General features: G+C 51.7%; 19 protein-coding genes. 8 read left to right on the forward strand and 11 right to left on the reverse strand.

All coding sequences use genetic code 11. The features are described 5' to 3' along the window. Positions 1-32 precede the first annotated feature (32 nt). Positions 33-1,736, reverse strand: a complete 1,704-nt coding sequence (locus JOE25_RS07745) for a SulP family inorganic anion transporter (RefSeq protein ID WP_209633851.1) — start codon at positions 1,734-1,736, stop codon at positions 33-35. A gap of 234 nt (positions 1,737-1,970) precedes the next feature. Between JOE25_RS07745 and JOE25_RS07750 the strand changes: the two genes are divergently transcribed. Next, positions 1,971-2,510 (forward strand): septation protein A, encoded by a 540-nt coding sequence (locus JOE25_RS07750; RefSeq protein ID WP_037415874.1) that lies wholly within the window; start codon positions 1,971-1,973, stop codon positions 2,508-2,510. 75 nt (positions 2,511-2,585) lie between these two features. Then, a complete protein-coding gene (gene yciA / locus JOE25_RS07755) occupies positions 2,586-3,014 on the forward strand; it encodes an acyl-CoA thioester hydrolase YciA (protein WP_012145405.1) in 429 nt (142 codons plus the stop codon). Positions 3,015-3,193: 179 nt separating this feature from the next. On the opposite strand, the gene tonB is transcribed toward yciA, so the two are convergent. Then, positions 3,194-3,940 carry a TonB system transport protein TonB gene (gene tonB / locus JOE25_RS07760; protein ID WP_209633854.1) on the reverse strand — a complete coding sequence of 249 codons (747 nt, stop codon included), beginning with the start codon at positions 3,938-3,940 and terminating at the stop codon, positions 3,194-3,196. Between the two features lie 237 nt (positions 3,941-4,177). Next, positions 4,178-4,831, reverse strand: coding sequence for an epoxyqueuosine reductase QueH (locus JOE25_RS07765; RefSeq protein ID WP_209633856.1), 654 nt, complete (start codon positions 4,829-4,831; stop codon positions 4,178-4,180). A gap of 181 nt (positions 4,832-5,012) precedes the next feature. Between JOE25_RS07765 and JOE25_RS07770 the strand changes: the two genes are divergently transcribed. After that, positions 5,013-5,309: a YciI family protein gene (locus JOE25_RS07770; protein WP_209633858.1), complete on the forward strand. Its 297-nt coding sequence runs from the start codon at positions 5,013-5,015 to the stop codon at positions 5,307-5,309. Between the two features lie 273 nt (positions 5,310-5,582). Then, the gene (locus JOE25_RS07775; RefSeq protein ID WP_209633860.1) at positions 5,583-5,846 is read left to right on the forward strand and encodes a DUF1471 domain-containing protein; all 264 of its coding nucleotides are present in this window, start codon (positions 5,583-5,585) and stop codon (positions 5,844-5,846) included. 80 nt (positions 5,847-5,926) lie between these two features. Here JOE25_RS07775 and JOE25_RS07780 read toward each other — a convergent pair whose 3' ends face one another. Further along, positions 5,927-6,478, reverse strand: coding sequence for a TetR/AcrR family transcriptional regulator (locus JOE25_RS07780; RefSeq protein ID WP_209633862.1), 552 nt, complete (start codon positions 6,476-6,478; stop codon positions 5,927-5,929). A gap of 124 nt (positions 6,479-6,602) precedes the next feature. Here JOE25_RS07780 and JOE25_RS07785 point away from each other — a divergent pair, with 124 nt between their 5' ends. Further along, positions 6,603-8,075 carry an MFS transporter gene (locus tag JOE25_RS07785; RefSeq protein WP_209633865.1) on the forward strand — a complete coding sequence of 491 codons (1,473 nt, stop codon included), beginning with the start codon at positions 6,603-6,605 and terminating at the stop codon, positions 8,073-8,075. 196 nt (positions 8,076-8,271) lie between these two features. Next, positions 8,272-8,763: a Dps family protein gene (locus tag JOE25_RS07790; RefSeq protein ID WP_209633867.1), complete on the forward strand. Its 492-nt coding sequence runs from the start codon at positions 8,272-8,274 to the stop codon at positions 8,761-8,763. Between the two features lie 46 nt (positions 8,764-8,809). On the opposite strand, the gene JOE25_RS07795 is transcribed toward JOE25_RS07790, so the two are convergent. After that, complete coding sequence (locus JOE25_RS07795; protein ID WP_071593055.1) at positions 8,810-8,986, reverse strand: YciY family protein; 177 nt, start codon at positions 8,984-8,986, stop codon at positions 8,810-8,812. A 252-nt stretch (positions 8,987-9,238) separates the two neighbouring features. On the opposite strand from JOE25_RS07795, the gene cls reads away from it, so the two are divergent. Both cls and JOE25_RS07805 read left to right on the forward strand, forming a co-directional pair. Then, positions 9,239-10,699: a cardiolipin synthase gene (cls, locus tag JOE25_RS07800; RefSeq protein WP_209633868.1), complete on the forward strand. Its 1,461-nt coding sequence runs from the start codon at positions 9,239-9,241 to the stop codon at positions 10,697-10,699. Positions 10,700-10,876: 177 nt separating this feature from the next. Beyond that, the gene (locus JOE25_RS07805) at positions 10,877-11,200 is read left to right on the forward strand and encodes an HI1450 family dsDNA-mimic protein (RefSeq protein WP_004945300.1); all 324 of its coding nucleotides are present in this window, start codon (positions 10,877-10,879) and stop codon (positions 11,198-11,200) included. A gap of 63 nt (positions 11,201-11,263) precedes the next feature. On the opposite strand, the gene oppF is transcribed toward JOE25_RS07805, so the two are convergent. From oppF to JOE25_RS07835, 6 genes are all read right to left on the reverse strand, one after another. Next, complete coding sequence (oppF, locus tag JOE25_RS07810; RefSeq protein ID WP_209633870.1) at positions 11,264-12,265, reverse strand: murein tripeptide/oligopeptide ABC transporter ATP binding protein OppF; 1,002 nt, start codon at positions 12,263-12,265, stop codon at positions 11,264-11,266. Continuing rightward, positions 12,262-13,278 (reverse strand): ABC transporter ATP-binding protein, encoded by a 1,017-nt coding sequence (locus tag JOE25_RS07815; RefSeq protein ID WP_209633872.1) that lies wholly within the window; start codon positions 13,276-13,278, stop codon positions 12,262-12,264. The genes oppF and JOE25_RS07815 overlap by 4 nt, the downstream gene beginning before the upstream one ends. Before the next feature lie 11 nt (positions 13,279-13,289). Continuing rightward, positions 13,290-14,198, reverse strand: a complete 909-nt coding sequence (gene oppC, locus JOE25_RS07820; protein WP_209633874.1) for an oligopeptide ABC transporter permease OppC — start codon at positions 14,196-14,198, stop codon at positions 13,290-13,292. 14 nt (positions 14,199-14,212) lie between these two features. After that, positions 14,213-15,133 carry an oligopeptide ABC transporter permease OppB gene (oppB, locus tag JOE25_RS07825; protein WP_209633876.1) on the reverse strand — a complete coding sequence of 307 codons (921 nt, stop codon included), beginning with the start codon at positions 15,131-15,133 and terminating at the stop codon, positions 14,213-14,215. An 83-nt stretch (positions 15,134-15,216) separates the two neighbouring features. Next, positions 15,217-16,854: an oligopeptide ABC transporter substrate-binding protein OppA gene (gene oppA, locus JOE25_RS07830; protein WP_209633878.1), complete on the reverse strand. Its 1,638-nt coding sequence runs from the start codon at positions 16,852-16,854 to the stop codon at positions 15,217-15,219. 150 nt (positions 16,855-17,004) lie between these two features. Next, a complete protein-coding gene (locus JOE25_RS07835) occupies positions 17,005-18,642 on the reverse strand; it encodes an ABC transporter substrate-binding protein (RefSeq protein ID WP_209633880.1) in 1,638 nt (545 codons plus the stop codon). Positions 18,643-19,080 lie beyond the last annotated feature (438 nt).

Raw genomic sequence — 19,080 nt, forward strand, 5'->3', positions numbered from 1 at the left:
CTAAAAGGCACGCTTCGGCGTGCCTTTTTTGCTTACTGGGCCGTAGAAGGCTCTGCCTGCTCCTTGCTCTGAATTAACTTCAGGGCCAGGTACAAATCCGGCACCAGGATTAATTCCCGATCGCGCCCCAGGCGATTGATACGGAACCAACGTGTCAATTCGGTTCGCCGCCCCGCCAGCACCAACTTAACGTTACGCTGTAACAGATCGCGTTTCAATTCGTCGATCGCGGCCAATACACTGATATCCGCATGGGTAAAACTGGCGACAGCATCCACAACGACCCAACGCGGCTGAAACGGCGTGCTGTCCACCAGGTTAAGGATCCGCCGTTTGAAATAGGCCACGTTGAAGTAAGTCAGCGGCGAATTGAAGCGGTACATCATCACCCCGGGCACCGCCTTTATGCCGTTATTGTTGCCCATTGAGTGGATCATACCTTCATCATTAACCCCCAGGAGCTGTTCGGTCGGGCGGAAGACCGTGCGCAGAAACTGCATCAAACCCAGTAATACCGCCAACCCAATGCCACTTATCACCCCGACCAGCAGTACGCAGAGGAAGGTAAACATCGCCAACCTGAATGCCTGGGCGTTACGGCGACGCATGACCCAGATACCGCGGATATCCAGCAGAGACCAAGCAGCATACATCAGCACCACACCCAAACCCGCCACAGGAATAAACTGCAACGGCGCCATCAGAAACAGCAACACGAAGGCAATCACAGCGGCAGCAATGATTGATACCAACTGACTTTTACCACCGTTAGCATCATTGACCGCAGTACGCGAATCCGCCCCGCTGATGGCGAACCCTTGAGACAGCGCAGAAACAATATTCACCAACCCGAGCGCACGGAACTCCGCGTCGGCGTTAACCTCGTAACCGTTCTTGGCTGCAAAACTACGGGCGGTCAGCATCATACTGACAAAGCTCACCACCGCGAGGTTAAGCGCCGGAATGACCATGTCACGCAGTAAACCCGGTTGGAAATCTGGCCACTGTACGATAGGCAACACATCACTGAATCCCCCTACCGTCACCACACCATGTTGTTGCAATCCACCAGCCCAGGTCACAAAGGTGACCAGAACGATAGCGAATAACGGCGCTGGCCAGTTAGGGCGCCATTTCTTGAACCCGATCAGCGTAACTAACGTCAACAACGATACCGACATCGTCAGCCAATCGCTGTGCATCACATTGCCCGGCAGCGCATAGATACGTTCAATCAATTGCGCCGAGTGCACACCAAAACCGAACACTTTGCCGATTTGATCGACCATGATGGTAATCGCCACGCCGTTCAACAACCCACTCAGTATCGGCCGTGAGAGCAAATCGGCTAACGCACCCAACTTGAAGCGGCTGGCCAATAGGCACCAGGCGCCCATCATCGCCGTCATCATAATGGTCAATTGCCAGTGTCGTTCCATGTTGCCAGCCGCCAACGGGGTCACAACAGCGGCAATCACCGCACACGTCGCAGCGTCTGGCCCGACAATAAGCTGACGTGAGGATCCGAAAAATGCGTAGGCAACCATCGGTAAAATACATGAGTAAAGCCCGACGACTGGGCTAACACCTGCCAATTCGGCATAGGCAATCGCCACCGGCAAGGCCACAGCCGCAACGGATAGTCCGGCGCGTATGTCCGGTTTAAGCCAACTGCGTTGATACCCTAATAAATGCGTCAAACCAGGCGTTAGCGCCTGGAGAGATTTCCACTGCATAAACTGTTTTCCGTTATAAATTATCCGGCTATTATTGCGCGTATCATGCGATGCCAATGCCGCATTGGCAATCTGCCCACCGTGAACTCGCGACCTCAATCGTAAGTTTATGCAAATTCCTGCTTTCACGGCGGAAATCCCGTGGCTAAACGCCGATAATCAGCACTTTCCAGCGGTACACAGAGACCGCCAAATCCGGTATAGTCGGCCGATGAACAGATGATGGATTGATTTATGAAGCAGTTTCTTGATTTCCTCCCGTTAATTGTCTTTTTTGCATTTTATAAGCTCTACGATATCTACGTTGCGTCAGGTGCGCTGATTGTCGCCACGGCACTGGCGTTAGTGTTCACCTGGTTCAAATACCGCAAAATCGAGAAGATGACATTGATCACCTTCCTGATGGTATTGGTGTTTGGCACCCTGACGTTGGTGTTCCATAACGATTTGTTTATCAAATGGAAAGTAACCATCATCTACAGCCTGTTCGCGCTGGCGTTGCTGATCAGCCAGCTGGTGCTCAAAAAGCCGCTGGTTCAACGTATGCTGGGTAAAGAGATAACACTTCCCGATAGAGTCTGGAACAACCTCAACCTGGCATGGGCCGTATTCTTCCTGGCTTGCGGTCTGGCAAATATTTACGTTGCTTTCTGGCTGCCTCAGAGTGTGTGGGTTAACTTTAAAGTGTTCGGGTTGACCGCACTGACGCTGATATTTACCCTCCTCAGCGGCGTTTATATTTACCGACACATGCCAGAAGAACAGAAAAAATAGTTACAAAATTGTTAATGCCCGTGGCCTTGGCTACGGGCAGTATAGTGAAATCCCTTCCTTGATAAGCAGACAGCTATGACTCAACAACGACCTTTACCCAGTGGCGAAATGGTGCTGCGAACGCTGGCGATGCCGGCAGATACCAACGCCAACGGTGACATTTTTGGCGGCTGGCTGATGTCGCAGATGGACATCGGCGGCGCTATTCAGGCGAAAGAAATTGCCGAAGGCCGCGTCGTCACCGTGCGTGTCGATGGGATGACTTTTCTGAAACCAGTCGCAGTCGGTGACGTGGTGTGTTGCTACGCGCACTGCATTCGCACTGGGCGGAGCTCCATCACCATCAATATCGAAGTGTGGGTCAAGAAAGTGTCCTCTGCCCCAATCGGTCAGCGCTACCGTGCAACCGAAGCGGTATTTACCTATGTGGCCGTGGATGACGAAGGTAATTCACGTGCCCTGCCAGATGGCAAGATGAACTTCCGCGTAGGATTTGAAGAATAAGCTGAGATACAGTGGCTAGCCCTGATTTTGGTTAACACTTTCCAGCCTTATAACGCCCGATGAACTTCATCGGGCGTTTTGCATTGTAGCGACAGTACAGTCGCCGTGTGTTGTCGGTCAGGGGCCAACAAAAAGGGCCGCCGTAGCGACCCTTCATCTTGATTAACAATACCAGCCTGTCAGTTCAATTCCGTGGTGCCATTAATTTTAAAGCGAATGTTTACGGTACGATCTTTCGCTTCTTTGGCTTCATAACGCCACTTACGCAGCGCCTGTTTTACTTCACGCTCAAACATATTACGTGGTTCCGCAGACAGGATACGTACGTTGCTCACACGGCCATCACTGTCGATATCAAACTGCACCCGCACATTACCTTCAATCTGCAAGGCTCTGGCTCGTGGCGGATAAATCGGATCGGCGCGGCTGATCGGCCTTGGCCCTACATCACGTGAGTTCCCCTGCACTGGTGCCGACGGGGCCTGCTTCACCGGCGCTTTGTCGATAGGCTTGGCTGGCTCGTTATTTTCAAACGGCGATGGCTCACGCGGCTCGGTTTTCTGCGGTTCACGCTTAACCGTTTTCTCTACCTTTGGCTTCGGTTTTGGCTTCGGTTTGGGTTTCACCGGCTCAGGCTTCAGGATCGCCTTCGGTGGCGGCTCTGGAATAGGCTCCGGTTCCGGCTCGGGTTCAGGCTCAACCTGCGGTTCTGGCTCAGGTTCGGCTGGCGCAGGCGGTGGCGGCTCCGCCATCGCGGCGGTATTGACCATCATGACGCTGATTGGCGCCTCTTCAGGTTTCGGTAACTCCATCACTTCCTTGACGGAAGCATAAAGTAAACCCGCCACCAGGGCGCTATGTAAGCCAACTGACAGGACAATCGGCACGGACAAACGGCGATTAAGGAACATCTTTTTTAGCGGCATAATGATTCTGTTTCCTCTGGTTCGCCAAGTTTAAATGCAAATAGCAATCATATTCAATAACGAATGGCAAACTATCGCTCTAATCGTCATTAATCATCGCTAAAACCTGCAAACTCATGGGGATATTAACCTTTCATTTGCCTTTTAACTGAGGGTTTTACACGCTTTATTAACCTGATTTACGGTGATTAAAACGAAAAAACCCGCCTTAGCGGGTTATTTTTCACCAATGTAACGCTATTCTTCATCACCGTAATACAGCACACCCAACTTGATCAGCGGTCTTCCCTGCGCTTTACGGTGCAAGTTGGTATCGCGTAATGAATAGACACAGCCGCAGTACTCTTGCTGATAAAAACGCTCGCGCTTACTGATGTCGATCATCCGCGACGCACCGCCTTTTTTACGCCAGTTGTAATCCCAATACGCCAGGTCTGGGTACTTTTCCGCCGCGCGTATGCCACAGTCGGTGATTTGCTGCATGTTCTTCCAGCGAGAGATTCCCAGCGAACTGGAAATAGTGTCGTACCCGTTTTCATGTGCATAGAGTGCAGTGCGTTCAAAACGCATGTCGAAACACATGGTGCAACGGATCCCGCGTTCCGGTTCGTGCTCCATGCCTTTTGCACGGGCAAACCAGTTATCGGTGTCGTAATCGGCATCGATGATAGGCACACCATGTTGCTCGGCAAAACGGATGTTCTCGTCCTTGCGCAGCAGGTATTCCTTCTGAGGATGAATATTCGGGTTGTAGAAGAAAATGGCGTAGTCGATGCCGGAGGCCTGTATGGCTTCCATCACCTCTCCGGAACAAGGCGCACAGCAAGAATGCAACAGCAACTTGCTTTTGCCCTCAGGCAAGTCGAGTTTATCTCTAACCAGTTCCGTCATTTCCTCACCTCTCAACCCTTGTCCTAGTAAATCGTGCGGCCGCACTATACGAATAAAAGCGAGTTGCTTCAAGGTATAAGCTCCAGCCATAGGCAAATTCCAGCGGGCTGGCATTCCCTTGTCTCCCCTTTTGCGCTACTTTAAATTCACCGTTCTATAGCAATGATTTTAAAGGTGAAACATGCTTTATCTGATCTACGCGCAAGACGTACCCAACTCATTAGAAAATCGCTTGTCGGTACGCCCGGCACACCTGGCTCGCCTGCAGGCACTGCGTGATGAAGGCCGATTGGTGATTGCCGGCCCCAATCCGGCGATCGACAGCAACGATCCTGGCAGTGCCGGTTTCAGCGGTTCCACCGTGATTGCGGAATTCGCCTCATTGGCAGATGCACAAGCGTGGGCTAAGCAAGATCCCTACGTCGCCGCGGGCGTATATGCTGACGTAACGGTAAAACCCTTTAAGCAAGTATTCTAGTTTAGTCGCACTGAGCGGGTTAGGCATTATCACCTTCCCGCTGTATTGCGGACAAAAAAAAGCCAGCACGGAGTGGCTGGCTAAAGGGTTCTTCGAGGGAATATCTTGTTCGCTAACGTTACTCTCTTCACCACGCGGTTCGCCATCTATCGATGTGATAGGCAAATCCACCTCTTTTTTGGGCCGAATGGAATATTCCTCGTGTTGTCCTACACTTGAGCCGTAGTCAGAGCAAAATTTATCGATTCTTTCTACCTTCCAAAAGGAACAGTGATGAAAGCAACTAAATATCTCTTGGCAGCACTGGCATTCGCCTCTTTCTCTTCCATGGCAGCTATCGAAATCACCAAAGAAGAAGCGGCGAAACACACTGAAATTGGACCGGTTACCATCTCACAAGACGGTGACGACACTGTGGGTATCGACCACGCAAGATTGTCTAAAGCGGTTGATGAAAAAGGCGGCAAGTACTACGTCATTATTGGCCGTGAAGGGAAAACCACCTTCGAAACCATCAATGCCGTAGCCTACAAATAATACCGGTATAGCTGAACATCATATTATTAACGCGGTGGGCAAATCATACCGCGTTAATTGTTAACTCCCCAAAACCCCTCCTATTTTTTATCCTGTTGTAATACCACTGACTGCATATCCGCAAACATGCTTTCCCATTCTGACTGGTCAATGTCCATCAGGCCAAAGAATCTCAACATAAATGCCCCTTCGGTTGCCAGGAAAGCCAACCGGGCACGCTTACCCTCTTCGGTCGTTAAATCCAGACCGATAATCCTGCTGCGATACCATTCACGGGTGCTGTCTAAATGTTCCGGCGTTTGGATCAAGGTCGCCATCAGCCCTGCCGCCTTCGCGCTGGAAGCTTGATCAGAGCTCCGGGTTGCCTGCATATGCGCTTGAACAGTGGTTGTCGCTGAGGGATTTTCCCCGGCAATAGCATCGAATACGTTGTCATACGCCTTGCCCCAGCGATCAAACATTGCGTCGATCAACGCATCTTTGCTGCCAAAGCAGTACTGCACCCCGCCCTTGGAAATTCCCATTGCTTTAGCAACGGAATCAATGGTCAGCCCGGCTGCGCCTTGAGTAGCGACAATCGCTTCAGCCACATCCAAAACCTTGTCACGATCGATGCTGCGTTGACGTCCCATTGATAAACCCTCTTTTCAATACATACGTATGGATATATATTACGACCAGTATACCACCCAGAGCCTCCGGGTAGTTACCTAATGGCAACGCATCCGCGTCGCCCGCTTCTTTTGGAATAATATTATGCACGTTAACAACCGCTGGTTGATCCTGGCAATGATCTCCAGCGCGCTATTTTTGATCATCATCGACATGACGGTGTTATACACCGCCTTGCCACGGCTCACGCAGGCACTGGATGCCAGCGCGTCACAGAAATTGTGGATCGTAAATGCCTATCCGCTCGTGGTCGCCGGTTTATTGCCCGGCGCAGGTATGTTGAGCGATCGCGTTGGTCATAAACGGCTGTTTATTGCGGGGTTGCCTGTTTTTGCCATCGCCTCCCTATGTGCGGCCTTTTCTCCATCGGCCGAATGGCTTATTGCCGCCCGCGTGTTCCTGGCGGTAGGCGCAGCGATGATGATGCCAGCGACGCTGTCCATCGTCCGACATGTTTTTACCGACGAACGTGAACGCGCCTTGGCGATAGGTATTTGGGCCGCCGTCGCTTCCGGTGGTGCCGCCATCGGCCCAGTGGTTGGCGGCGTGTTGCTGGAGTATTTCTGGTGGGGCTCGGTGTTTTTGATCAACGTACCTGTCGTTATGCTGGTTCTGCCTCTGGCATGGCGGTTGATACCCCATTGCGGCGGTGAAACTGAGCGTCCCTACGATATTCTTGGGTCGGTACAGATCATGGCGGGCTTGGTGGGCTGTATCTATGCGCTGAAAGAGTTGAGCAAAGCGTCGCCATCCTTTACTGCATTGGCGCTTGCCGCCGCGATCGGTATTACGGCGCTGTGGTTGTTTGTTCGCCGCCAGCGACGGTTGCCCTACCCGATGATCGACTTCTCTTTGTTCAAGAACCGGCTGTTTGCTGGTGGTGTAGGCGTCGCGTTGGTGTCTATGGTAGCGCTAGTGGGCGTGGAATTGGTGCTAACCCAACGCCTACAGTTAGTGCTTGATTTGAGCCCATTACAGGCCGCGCTGTTTATTCTGCCGATCCCACTGGCATCCGCTTTGGCTGGCCCGCTGGCCGGTTTATTGCTACCGCGCTACGGTGAGCGCAGCATGATACTTGGCGGATTACTCCTGACGGGATTCGGTATCGCCGGTCTGGCCCTGCTTTATCAAAGCAACCTGATGCTGCAGTTGGTTTGCCTGTTTATCGCCGGTTTTGGTATCGGCGGCGCCATCACCGCCGCATCAACCGCCATCATGCTGAATGCCCCGGAAGAGAAGTCCGGTATGGCAGCATCAATCGAGGACGTCTCCTACGAACTGGGCGGCGTTCTGGGCATTACGCTGCTCGGTGGATTAATGTCGGCTGTTTATAGCCATAGCCTGGTGCTGCCGGATAATTTATCGGTGGGCAGCGTCGCCTACGACAGTATTGATGAAGCCCTAAGATTGGCGGCCAATCTGGCTGCCGAACAAGCAGCACAGCTTAAATACCTTGCGCGTCTGGCTTTCGACCGTGCATTCATCGTCGTTTTGTTTGCGGCGGCGTTGCTGATGGCGTTGGGTGCTGGCGTGGCAAAAATGGCCTTGCGCAAGTAATGGCACGAAGCCGCTTTTGTTGTTAACGCATTCTGCTTAAACTGATTTGGCAATTTGCTTTACGGATTTACCGGTATTGGTTTCAGCGATGGCAGTGATGCCTTTGAACGTCTTTAACCACAAGGTAAATCCGGTTACTGTGTTTGTTATGGATATTGTGTGAATCATCGAAACAAATAATCAGGAGAAGATTATTATGGCAACGACGAAGAAAGCAGCGAAAAACCATATCGGCCTGGACAGTAAACAATCGGCAAAGCTATCAGACGCGTTAAATGCGCTTCTGGCGAATTATCAGGTGCTGTATATGAACGTGCGCGGCTATCACTGGAATATTTCAGGCCCGCACTTTTTTGAACTGCACGTCAAATTTGAAGAAACCTATAACGATCTGCTGACCAAAGTTGATGAACTGGCAGAACGTATTCTTACCCTGGGTTCACAACCGCGACATGCCTTCAGCGATTATCTGAAAACGTCTGACATCAAGGAAGACACTAACGTCACTGATGATAAAGGCACGCTCACAGGGCTGCTGCACGGTTATTCAGTGTTATTGCAACAGCAACGCGAGCTGCTGACACTGGCCGCGGATGCCGGTGATGAAGGTACAGCCTCACTGATGAGCGACTACATCAAAGAGCAAGAAAAGCAGGTTTGGATGCTTAACGCTTATTTGGGTAAATAAGCCCTACCGCACGAAACAAAACAGTCCCCTCAGGGACTGTTTTGTTTTACCACTCGTACGCCACCACAAACAGTAATGAACGCCGGTGCTGGTCATCCAGGCGGCGTCGCACCCGAATAATATGCCGATTACTGCATGACTGGCGCTCCAACCAGCGATGCCTGCGGCGCTGACTCTGTCGCAACATCCGCCAGCGCCCCACCTCATTTCTACTGCGTCTCATCGTTTCGTTACTCATCCGTCAAATGCCAACGGCGGGCATTATAGCCCTTTCACCGCACGATCCAAGCCACAGTTCGCCGCTTTTCATCTCCGCTGAGTGGTAGGACAGCCGGGACAAAATGTTTTTTTATTTGCAGCAAGTCCCTTAAGGTAATCATATTTTTGCAACATAAGCGCCGAGAAAAGGTTTCGCCTTTACCATTCTGTGCGTACACTCATCATTGGTGGTTTGCGAACGGGATTTTTCGCCTTTATGACAACATTTTATACCGTAATCAGTTGGCTCATGGTATTTGGTTACTGGCTGCTTATCGCCGGGGTGACGCTGCGTATCTTGATGAAACGCCGGGCAGTGCCATCCGCGATGGCTTGGCTGCTGGTTATCTATATTCTGCCGCTGTTTGGTATCGTGGCTTATTTATCTTTTGGTGAGTTGCATCTGGGCAAACGTCGCGCGGAGCGCGCCAAGGCGATGTGGCCTTCTACCGCACGCTGGCTCAGTGAATTAAAAGAAAGCCAACGTATCTTCGCCACCGACTACAGCGAGGTCGCCCGGCCTCTGTTCCAACTGTGCGATCGCCGCCAAGGCATTGACGGCGTTAAAGGCAACCAACTCCAATTACTCACCACCACTGATTCAACGCTAAAAGCGTTAATCCGTGATATTGAACTGGCGCGCCATAATATCGAGATGGTGTTCTATATTTGGCAGCCCGGCGGCTTGGTTGACCAGGTGGCCGAATCACTGATGGCTGCTGCACGCCGTGGTGTACACTGCCGTCTGATGCTGGATTCTGCCGGCAGCTTGCAATTTTTCCGCAGTCCCTATCCTGGCATGATGCGCAACGCCGGTATCGAAGTGGTCGAGGCGCTCAAAGTTAACGTGTTCCGTGTATTCCTTCGTCGAATGGATTTACGTCAACACCGTAAAGTGGTGCTGATCGACAACTATATTGCTTATACCGGCAGTATGAATATGGTTGACCCACGTTACTTCAAACAGGACGCCGGTGTCGGTCAGTGGATCGATCTGATGGCCCGCATGGAAGGCCCGGTAGCCAGTACCATGGGCATCGTTTACGCCTGTGACTGGGAAATTGAAACCGGTAAGCGCATTCTGCCGCCGCCGCCCGACGTCAATATTATGCCGTTCGAACAGGAAAGCGGTCATACCATTCAGGTTATCGCCTCCGGCCCCGGCTTCCCGGAAGAAATGATCCACCAAGCCCTGCTAACCGCGGTTTACTCAGCGCGTGAGCAGTTGATCATGACCACCCCCTATTTCGTACCCAGTGACGATCTGCTGCATGCCATCTGCACGGCCGCACTCCGTGGTGTTGAGGTCAGTATCATTGTTCCACGCGATAACGACTCCACCATGGTGCGCTGGGCAAGTCGCTCTTTCTTCTCCGAGCTGCTGGAAGCAGGCGTGCGTATTTATCAGTTTGAAGGTGGCTTGCTGCATACCAAAAGCGTACTGGTCGATGGCCAACTTAGCCTGGTTGGCACGGTGAACCTGGACATGCGCAGTCTGTGGTTAAACTTTGAAATCACATTGGTGATCGACGACGACGGTTTCGGCAGTGATTTAGCCTGTGTGCAAGATGACTATATTGCTCGCTCACAGTTATTGAACGCCAAAGAATGGCAGAAACGGCCGTTCTGGCACCGCATTGTTGAACGCCTATTTTACTTTTTCAGCCCGCTGCTATAAATGCCGTAGCGGGTATGTTTTATACTCGTCGCCTTTCAAGCTGCAGCGTTGTTAACTCACTCACTCTTCCCAGTGACTGACGAAAGTCAGCGGCTGGGGATGAATGAGCGGGTTGTCTAGCTGCAACTTGAAATTCATAGGGTATAATGAGAAATCATTTGTTATCAGGATTTGATTATGGATTTGAATAACCGCCTTACTGAAGACGAAACGCTGGAACAGGCTTACGACATCTTTTTGGAGTTGGCCGGCGACAATCTGGATCCGGCGGATATTCTGCTGTTCAACTTACAGTTTGAGGAGCGCGGTGGCGCAGAACTGTATGATCCGGCAGAAGACTGGTCAGAACATGTAGACTTTGATCTGAACCCGGACTTCTTTGCCGAGGTCGTGATTGGCCTGGCGGACAGCGACGGCGAACCTATCAACGACGTCTTTGCCCGCGTGCTGCTCTGCCGTGAAAAAGACCACAAGCTTTGCCACATTCTGTGGAAAGAGTGAGTCACACGTCAGCATAAAAAACCCGCCAATATTGGCGGGTTTTTTGTTGCCGGACGTCGGGCGTTATAGCGGGTCGACCTTGAGGCAGGACACCGCATGGCGGAAACTGCCTTCCAGCAACGGGCGCGTCTTGGCGCATTCCGGCCCGGCGATGGGGCAACGAGTACGGAAAACGCAGCCTGATGGCGGGTTAATCGGCGAAGGCAGCTCCCCTTCCAACAACTGGATCTGCTTGTCCTTCTCCTTGTCCGGATCTGGAATCGGCACCGCCGACATCAACGCTTTGGTGTAAGGGTGCTGCGGGTTATGGTACACCTCATCATAGGTGCCCAGTTCCACCGCATGGCCCAGGTACATGACCAACACGCGATCAGAGATATGTTTTACGACCGCCAAGTCATGCGCGATAAAGATCAGCGACAGGCCCATTTCACGCTGCAGTTGCTGCAACAAGTTGACCACCTGCGCCTGAATCGACACGTCCAGCGCCGAGACCGGTTCGTCGCAGATCACCAGCTTAGGTTCGAGAATCAAGGCGCGTGCAATACCGATACGCTGACACTGGCCGCCAGAGAACTCATGCGGATAACGGTTGATCAGGTTAGGCAGCAGGCCCACCTTCAACATCATCGCTTTAACCTTGTCCTTCACTTCCTGGCGAGGCATTTTCGGATAATAAGTACGCAGAGGCTCTGCGATAATTTCACCGATCGTCATGCGCGGGTTCAGCGAAGCCAGCGGATCCTGGAAGATCATCTGAATATCGCTACGGGTTTTCCGCCAATCCATATCGCTCATGCCGAGCAGATCTTTACCCAACCAAGCGACACGCCCGCTCGTGGCTTTGACCAAACCGATAATGGCGCGGGCAAAGGTTGACTTGCCGCAACCAGATTCACCCACCACGCCCAGAGTTTCCCCTTCGAACAGGCGCAGCGTTACGCCATCAACCGCCTTTAACGTTTTCGGTGGCTGCCAGAACCACTGTTTGTCATCATGAATGTCGAAGTGCACTTTCAAGTCAGCGACTTCGAGCAACACTTTCTTGTCGGTTACCGTACTCATACCAACGCCTCCACCGGTTTAAAGCAGGCGCGCAGGCGCCCTTCACCAAACTGCTCCAGAGGTGGAGCGCTCGAACATTGCGCCATCGCGTATGCACAACGCGGTTGGAACGGACAGCCTTTCGGCAGGCGTAACAGGTTCGGTGGGTTGCCAGGAATGGTCATCAGTGACTCGCCCTCAGCATCCAGACGCGGTACTGCATTCAGCAAGCCGATAGAGTACGGATGGCTCGGGTGATAGAACACATCACGTGCGCTGCCGTATTCCATGGTCCGACCGGCGTACATCACCAGCACCTTATTGCAGATACCTGCCACGACGCCCAGGTCGTGGGTAATCATGATGATTGCGGTGTTGAACTCGCGTTTAAGCTCGTTCAGCAGCGTCATGATCTGCGCTTGCACGGTCACGTCCAGCGCGGTAGTAGGTTCATCGGCAATGAGCAATTTCGGCCGGCACAGCAACGCCATGGCGATCATGACGCGCTGGCGCATGCCACCGGAAAACTCATGCGGATACATACGCATGCGTTTACGTGCTTCCGGCATTTTAACCGCGTCCAGCATGCGAACGGACTCTTCGAAGGCTTCGCTTTTGCCCATCTTTTTGTGCTGCATCAGCACTTCCATCAACTGCTCACCCACGCGCATATAAGGGTTGAGAGACGTCATTGGATCCTGGAAGATCATCGAAATCTCTTCCGCACGCAGCTTGTTGAGCTGTTTTTCCTCAAGGTTAAGGATTTCCCGGCCATTAAATTTAGCCGAACCGCCGATGCGACCGTTGCTGGCCAGAAGCCCCATCAGCGCAAAGGCCGTCTGGGATTTACCTGAGCCAGACTCCCCCACGATACCCAACGTTTCACCGGCACGCAGGTCAAAGTTCAGATCGTTTACTGCGGTTACATCACCGTCCGGTGTACCGAAGGTCACACGCAGATCTTTTACATCCAGCAACAGCGACGATTTAACGGCGGTGCTGGTTTGCAACTGTGGATTTTCAATGGTGCTCATGATTGCACTCCTTAACGATCTTTCGGGTCGAGGGCATCACGCAAGCCATCGCCGATAAAGTTGAAACAGAACAGAGTGACAACCAGGAAACCCGCCGGGAACAGCAGCAACCACGGTGAAACTTCCATCGAGTTAGCACCATCGCTGAGCAATGCCCCCCAACTGCTTAAGGGTTCCTGAGTACCCAATCCAAGGAAGCTAAGGAATGATTCAAACAGGATCATGCTAGGCACCAACAAGGATGCGTAGACCACCACGACACCGAGCACGTTCGGCACGATATGGCGCAGCACGATATTGCGGCTAGAAACTCCGCACACCAACGCCGCTTCGATAAATTCTTTACGCTTCAGGCTCAGCGTTTGCCCACGGACAATACGCGCCATATCCAGCCACGACACCATGCCGATCGCCACAAAGATCAGCAGGATGTTTTGACCGAAGAAGGTCACTAACAGGATCACGAAGAACATGAATGGGAAGGAGTTGAGGATCTCCAGCAAACGCATCATGACCGAGTCAATTTTACCGCCCAGATAACCGGACATCGCACCGTACAGTGTCCCAACAATCACCGCCACCAGCGCAGCCGATACGCCAACCATTAATGAGATACGCCCACCAATCGCCACGCGCACCAACAAATCACGGCCGGATGAGTCAGTGCCAAAGTAATGCCCCGATTCAAAACTTGGCGCGGCCGACATCATCGCCCAGTCGGTATCGTCATAGGCAAACTGTGACAACCACGGCGCCACCATGACAAACAGGGTAATCAGCGCTAAGACAAACAGGCTGCTCACAGCTGCCCGGTTGTGCACAAAGCGGCGACGGGCATCCTGCCACAGGCTGCGCCCTTCTACTTCAAGCTTTTCGCTGAAGTTCTCCAGAGCCTCGCTGTTCTTTTTCGTCAACATCATTTGCGTGCTCCAGCTTAATAACGAATTTTTGGATCGATAACGGCGTACAGCACATCAACGATCGCGTTAAACAGAATAGTCAGGCCACCCACCAAAATGGTCAGGCTCAATACCAGAGAGTAGTCACGGTTCAACGCGCCGTTAACAAACAACTGGCCGATGCCAGGCAGACCGTAGATGGTTTCGATCACCATCGAGCCGGTGATAATGCCGACAAATGCCGGGCCCATATAAGAAAGCACCGGTAATAACGCAGGTTTCAACGCATGGCGCAATATAATGCGGCGCATCGGTAACCCTTTGGCACGAGCAGTACGGATGAAGTTTGAATGCAGCACTTCAATCATCGACCCCCGCGTGATACGAGCGATGCTGGCAATATAGGCCAGTGACAACGCCACCATGGGCAAGATAATAAACTTCGGCGCGCCACCGTTCCAACCGCCACCCGGCAGCCATTTCAGCGTGATGGCAAAAATCAGAACCAGTAACGGTGCCACCACGAAACTGGGTATAACCACCCCGGTCATGGCAAAGCCCATCACCGTATAGTCCCATTTAGTATTTTGATTCAACGCGGCAATGACACCGGCACTTACGCCCAGGATCACGGCCAACAAAAACGCGGCAAGACCCAATTTGGCAGATACCGGGAAAGAGGCAGCCACGAGGTCATTGACCGAATAATCCTTGTATTTGAATGATGGCCCGAAATCGCCCTTCGACAGCTGAACCAAATAATGGCCGTACTGCTTCCAGATCGGATCGTTCAAATGATATTTGGCCTCAATATTGGCCATCACTTCCGGCGGCAACGCGCGTTCGCCAGTAAATGGGCTACCGGGCGCCAAGCGCATCATAAAGAATGAGATGGTAATAAGAATAAATAGTGTCGGGATCGCTTCTAATAAGCGACGAAATATAAATTTAAGCATTGCCCTAACCCTGTGCTGCAGCCTGATAACGGCTTATTATTTACAACATAGGCCGGCGGTTCACACCGCCGGCGCTTACCGTATCAATGCTTGATGATGTACAGGTTTTTGTCGTACACGTTATCAAGCGGGTCTTTACCGGTATAACCCCCAACATAAGGTTTCACCAGGCGGGCATTCACATAGTAATAAACCGGAACGATGGCAGAATCTTTATCCAACTGAACTTCAGCTTTCTGATAAAGCTCAGCACGTTCTTCTTTGGTTTTCGCTGTCAGCACATTGGCCATCAACTTATCGAATTCGGCGCTCTTGTAGTGCGGGGTGTTACTGCTGCTGTCAGACAGCATCATGTTGAGGAACGAGCTAGGCTCGTTGTAGTCCGCACACCAGCCGGCACGCGCTACGTCATAGGTCCCCTGATGGCGGGTATCCAGGAAGGTTTTCCACTCTTGGTTCACCAATTTCACATCCACACCCAGATTTTTCTTCCAGATTGAGGCTGCGGCAATCGCCAGCTTCTTATGCAGATCTGAGGTGTTGTACAACAAAGAGAAAGTCAGTGGTTTGCCTGGGCCGTAACCTGCATCAGCCAGCAACTTTTTCGCCACTTCATTACGTTTTTCTTGTGTCCAGCTGAACCACTCAGGCGGAGTCAGTTTGGCGCCATCGGTATAAGGAGGCGTGAAGCTGTAAGCCGGCAGATCGCCCTGGTTTTTCACTTTGTTGGTGATGATGTCGCGATCCAGACCCAGTTTCAGCGCTTCGCGAACGCGTTCGTCGGTAAACGGCGCTTTCTGGTTATTGATTTCGTAGTAGTAAGTACACAGGTATGGATCGACGTGAACTTCTTTCGGGATCTCTTTTTTCAACTTCTGGAACAGTTCGATCGGCATGTTGTTATAGGTCATGTCGATTTCGCCGGTGCGGTAGCGGTTCACATCGGTAACTTCCGATGAAATAGGCAGGAACGTGACTTTATTAATGATGGTTTTCGCGTTATCCCAATATTCCGGGTTACGTTCCAGGACAATACGTTCGTTAACAATCCAATCTTTTAACTTGTAAGCACCATTGCTGACGTAGTTTTGTGGCAAGGTCCACTTCTCACCAAACTTCTCGACGGCCTCTTTAAATACTGGCTTCATCGCATAGTGTGGCGTCATTTCGACCAGGTAAGGTACTGGCTCGGTCAGGGTAACCTGGAAGGTATGATCGTCGATGGCTTTTACGCCCAGCGTTGATTTATCTTTCTTGCCGGCGATGATGTCATCCACGTTTTCTACGTGAGCATATTGCAGATAGCTGGCATAAGGCGAAGCCGTTTTCGGATCAACAACACGCTGCCAGCTATACACGAAATCTTGTGCCGTTACCGGCTTGCCATTCGACCATTTTGCATCTTTACGCAGATGGAAGGTCCACACTTTAAAATCTTTGTTATCCCAGCTTTCCGCAACGCCCGGCACGATAGAACCATCTGGGCTGTTGTTAGCCAAACCTTCCATCAGGTCACGCGTTACGTTGTTTTCCGGTACGCCTTCGATTTTATGTGGGTCAAGGGATTGTACTTCCGAACCGTTGTTTTTAACGATCTCTTGTTTGTCCGCCAGTTGCACGCCCGCCGGCACATCGGCCGCAAAAGCACTTCCGGTTGCTGTGATGCCCAGCGCGGCAATGATGCCGGCAGCAAGGATGGTTTTTTTCGTGATGTTGGTCATGTGTATACTCCAGTTTTTATTATCACAGGCTCATCGTGGAGCCTGCGTTGCCCGTGAGCGGACCTTGTTAAACCGACTGCCGAGGAACGAATACGGCAGTTGGCCTTCCCTGTATTACTCACCGTTGTTTGCGTGACGTAATACCCCTCGTTACTGCTTGATGATGTACAGGTTTTTCACATCGGTGTAATCCAGTGGATCTTTACCCGTAAAGCCCCCCACCGACGGTCTGATTAGGCGTGCGCTAACGCGGTAATACACCGGGATCAGCGCCGAGTCTTTATCCAACTGAGCCTCCGCCTGCTGATACAGGGCTGCTCGTGCAGCCTCGTCCGGCGCTTTTAGCGTGCTGGCCATGATGGCGTCAAACGCTGGGCTCTTATAAAAAATTGTGTTGATGCTGCTGTTGGAGAGCACCAGATTCAGGAAAGCGCTGGGTTCGTTGTAATCGCCGCACCAGGTAGCACGTGCCACGTCGTACTGGCCTTGATGGCGGCTTTCCAGCGAGGTCTTCCACTCCTGATTGCGCAGCGTAACCTCAGCACCAAGGTTTTTCTTCCACATCGAAGCGGCGGCGATGGCCTGCTGCTTATTTTGATCTGAGGTGTTGTACAACAGCGTAAACTTAAGCGGCTTGGCTGCGCTGAAACCCGCTTGCTCCAGCAGCTTCTTCGCCTCGGCATTGCGCTGTTCCTGGCTCCACCCTGCCCATTCTGGCGCAGTGAATTTGGCGCCTTCGGTAAAGGTTGGCGTAAAGCTGTAAGCAGGGATCTGACCCTGGCCCATGATTTTGTTAGCGATAATGTCGCGGTCTAGCGTCAATTTCACTGCAGCACGCACCCGCGGATCGGTAAAGGGCGCGCGCTGGTTGTTAATCTCGTAATAGAAGGTGCACAGGTATGGGTTAACGTGCAATTGCTCAGGGATCTCTTTCTTCATCTTCACGAACAGGTTCGGCGGGATAGCACTGTTGGTGATGTCGATCTCCCCGCTACGGAAGCGGTTGACGTCACTGACTTCTGAAGCAATCGGCAAGAACGTTGCCTTGTCGATAATCGTCTTCTTGTTGTTCCAGTAGCTCGGGCTGCGTTCAAGCACAATGCGCTCATTCACCACCCACTCGTTCAAACGGTAAGCGCCATTGCCAACATAGTTCGCCGGCAGCGTCCATTTATCGCCAAACTTTTCAACAACCGAACGCTTTACCGGTTTAAGCGAGGTATGGCTCAGCATGTTGATAAAATACGGCACCGGCTCACTCAGGGATACCTGCAGCGTTTTGTCGTCGATAGCCTTAACCCCGAGCGTTTGCGGGCTTTTCTTCCCGGTCAGGATATCGTCGATATTTTCAATCTTGGCGTACTGCAGATAGCTGGCATAGGGGGAACCGGTTTTCGGATCTGCCAGGCGCTGCCAGCTATAGACAAAGTCTTGAGCGGTGACCGGAGAGCCGTCACTCCACACCGCGTCGGGTCGCAGGTGGAAAGTCCAGGTTTTAAAATCCTGGTTTTCCCACTGGGTTGCCGCTGCCGGTACCACATGCCCATTGGCATCGGTGCTGACCAACCCTTCCAACAGGTTCAGAATAATATTACTTTCCGGAATTCCCTCGACCTTATGCGGATCCAATGAAGCCACTTCAGTGCCGTTATTAATGACAATGTTCTGCTGTTGCGCCAATTGAACGCCGGCCGGAACATCGACCGCTTGAGCAGAATAAACGGCGCTGATGCTCAGCAAGCCGGCAATGAACATCGCCAATGGAGTGCGCTTTCGGGTTTGCTGCATGATCGAGGCTCCTTTTCACCAACAAGCATTGCTTATCGATATTCGTGAAGTATTTATAAGAATTCTAAATAACAGGCACCAGCAAAAATCATTCCCACTTTGACGACGCGATGCGGTTAATGACGCGTAGAAAGTTGCTCGGAAATTAGCAGAAGGCAAATTCCATAGCCAATAATTTTTACAGAAATGTTAAGCAATTCTCTTTTATTGCATCAAGCACGATCTTCCCCCCTGACTGGCGAGAGACGAGCCATCACAATAACATCATGATTTTTATCACAATAAATTAAAAATAGACAATGAAAGCCGTGCGCAGCAAACCCAAACACCAAGCAAAGAAACATTCAGTTAACAAAGTTGCACTTCAAAGAACAAACACCTGCTTATGTGCGGTTAATCACTAATAACACCTGGATGAAAGCGAGACAAGCCCTACAG

Origin of the sequence: Serratia sp. PL17, assembly GCF_017832355.1 — a bacterium.
Lineage (GTDB): Bacteria > Pseudomonadota > Gammaproteobacteria > Enterobacterales > Enterobacteriaceae > Serratia.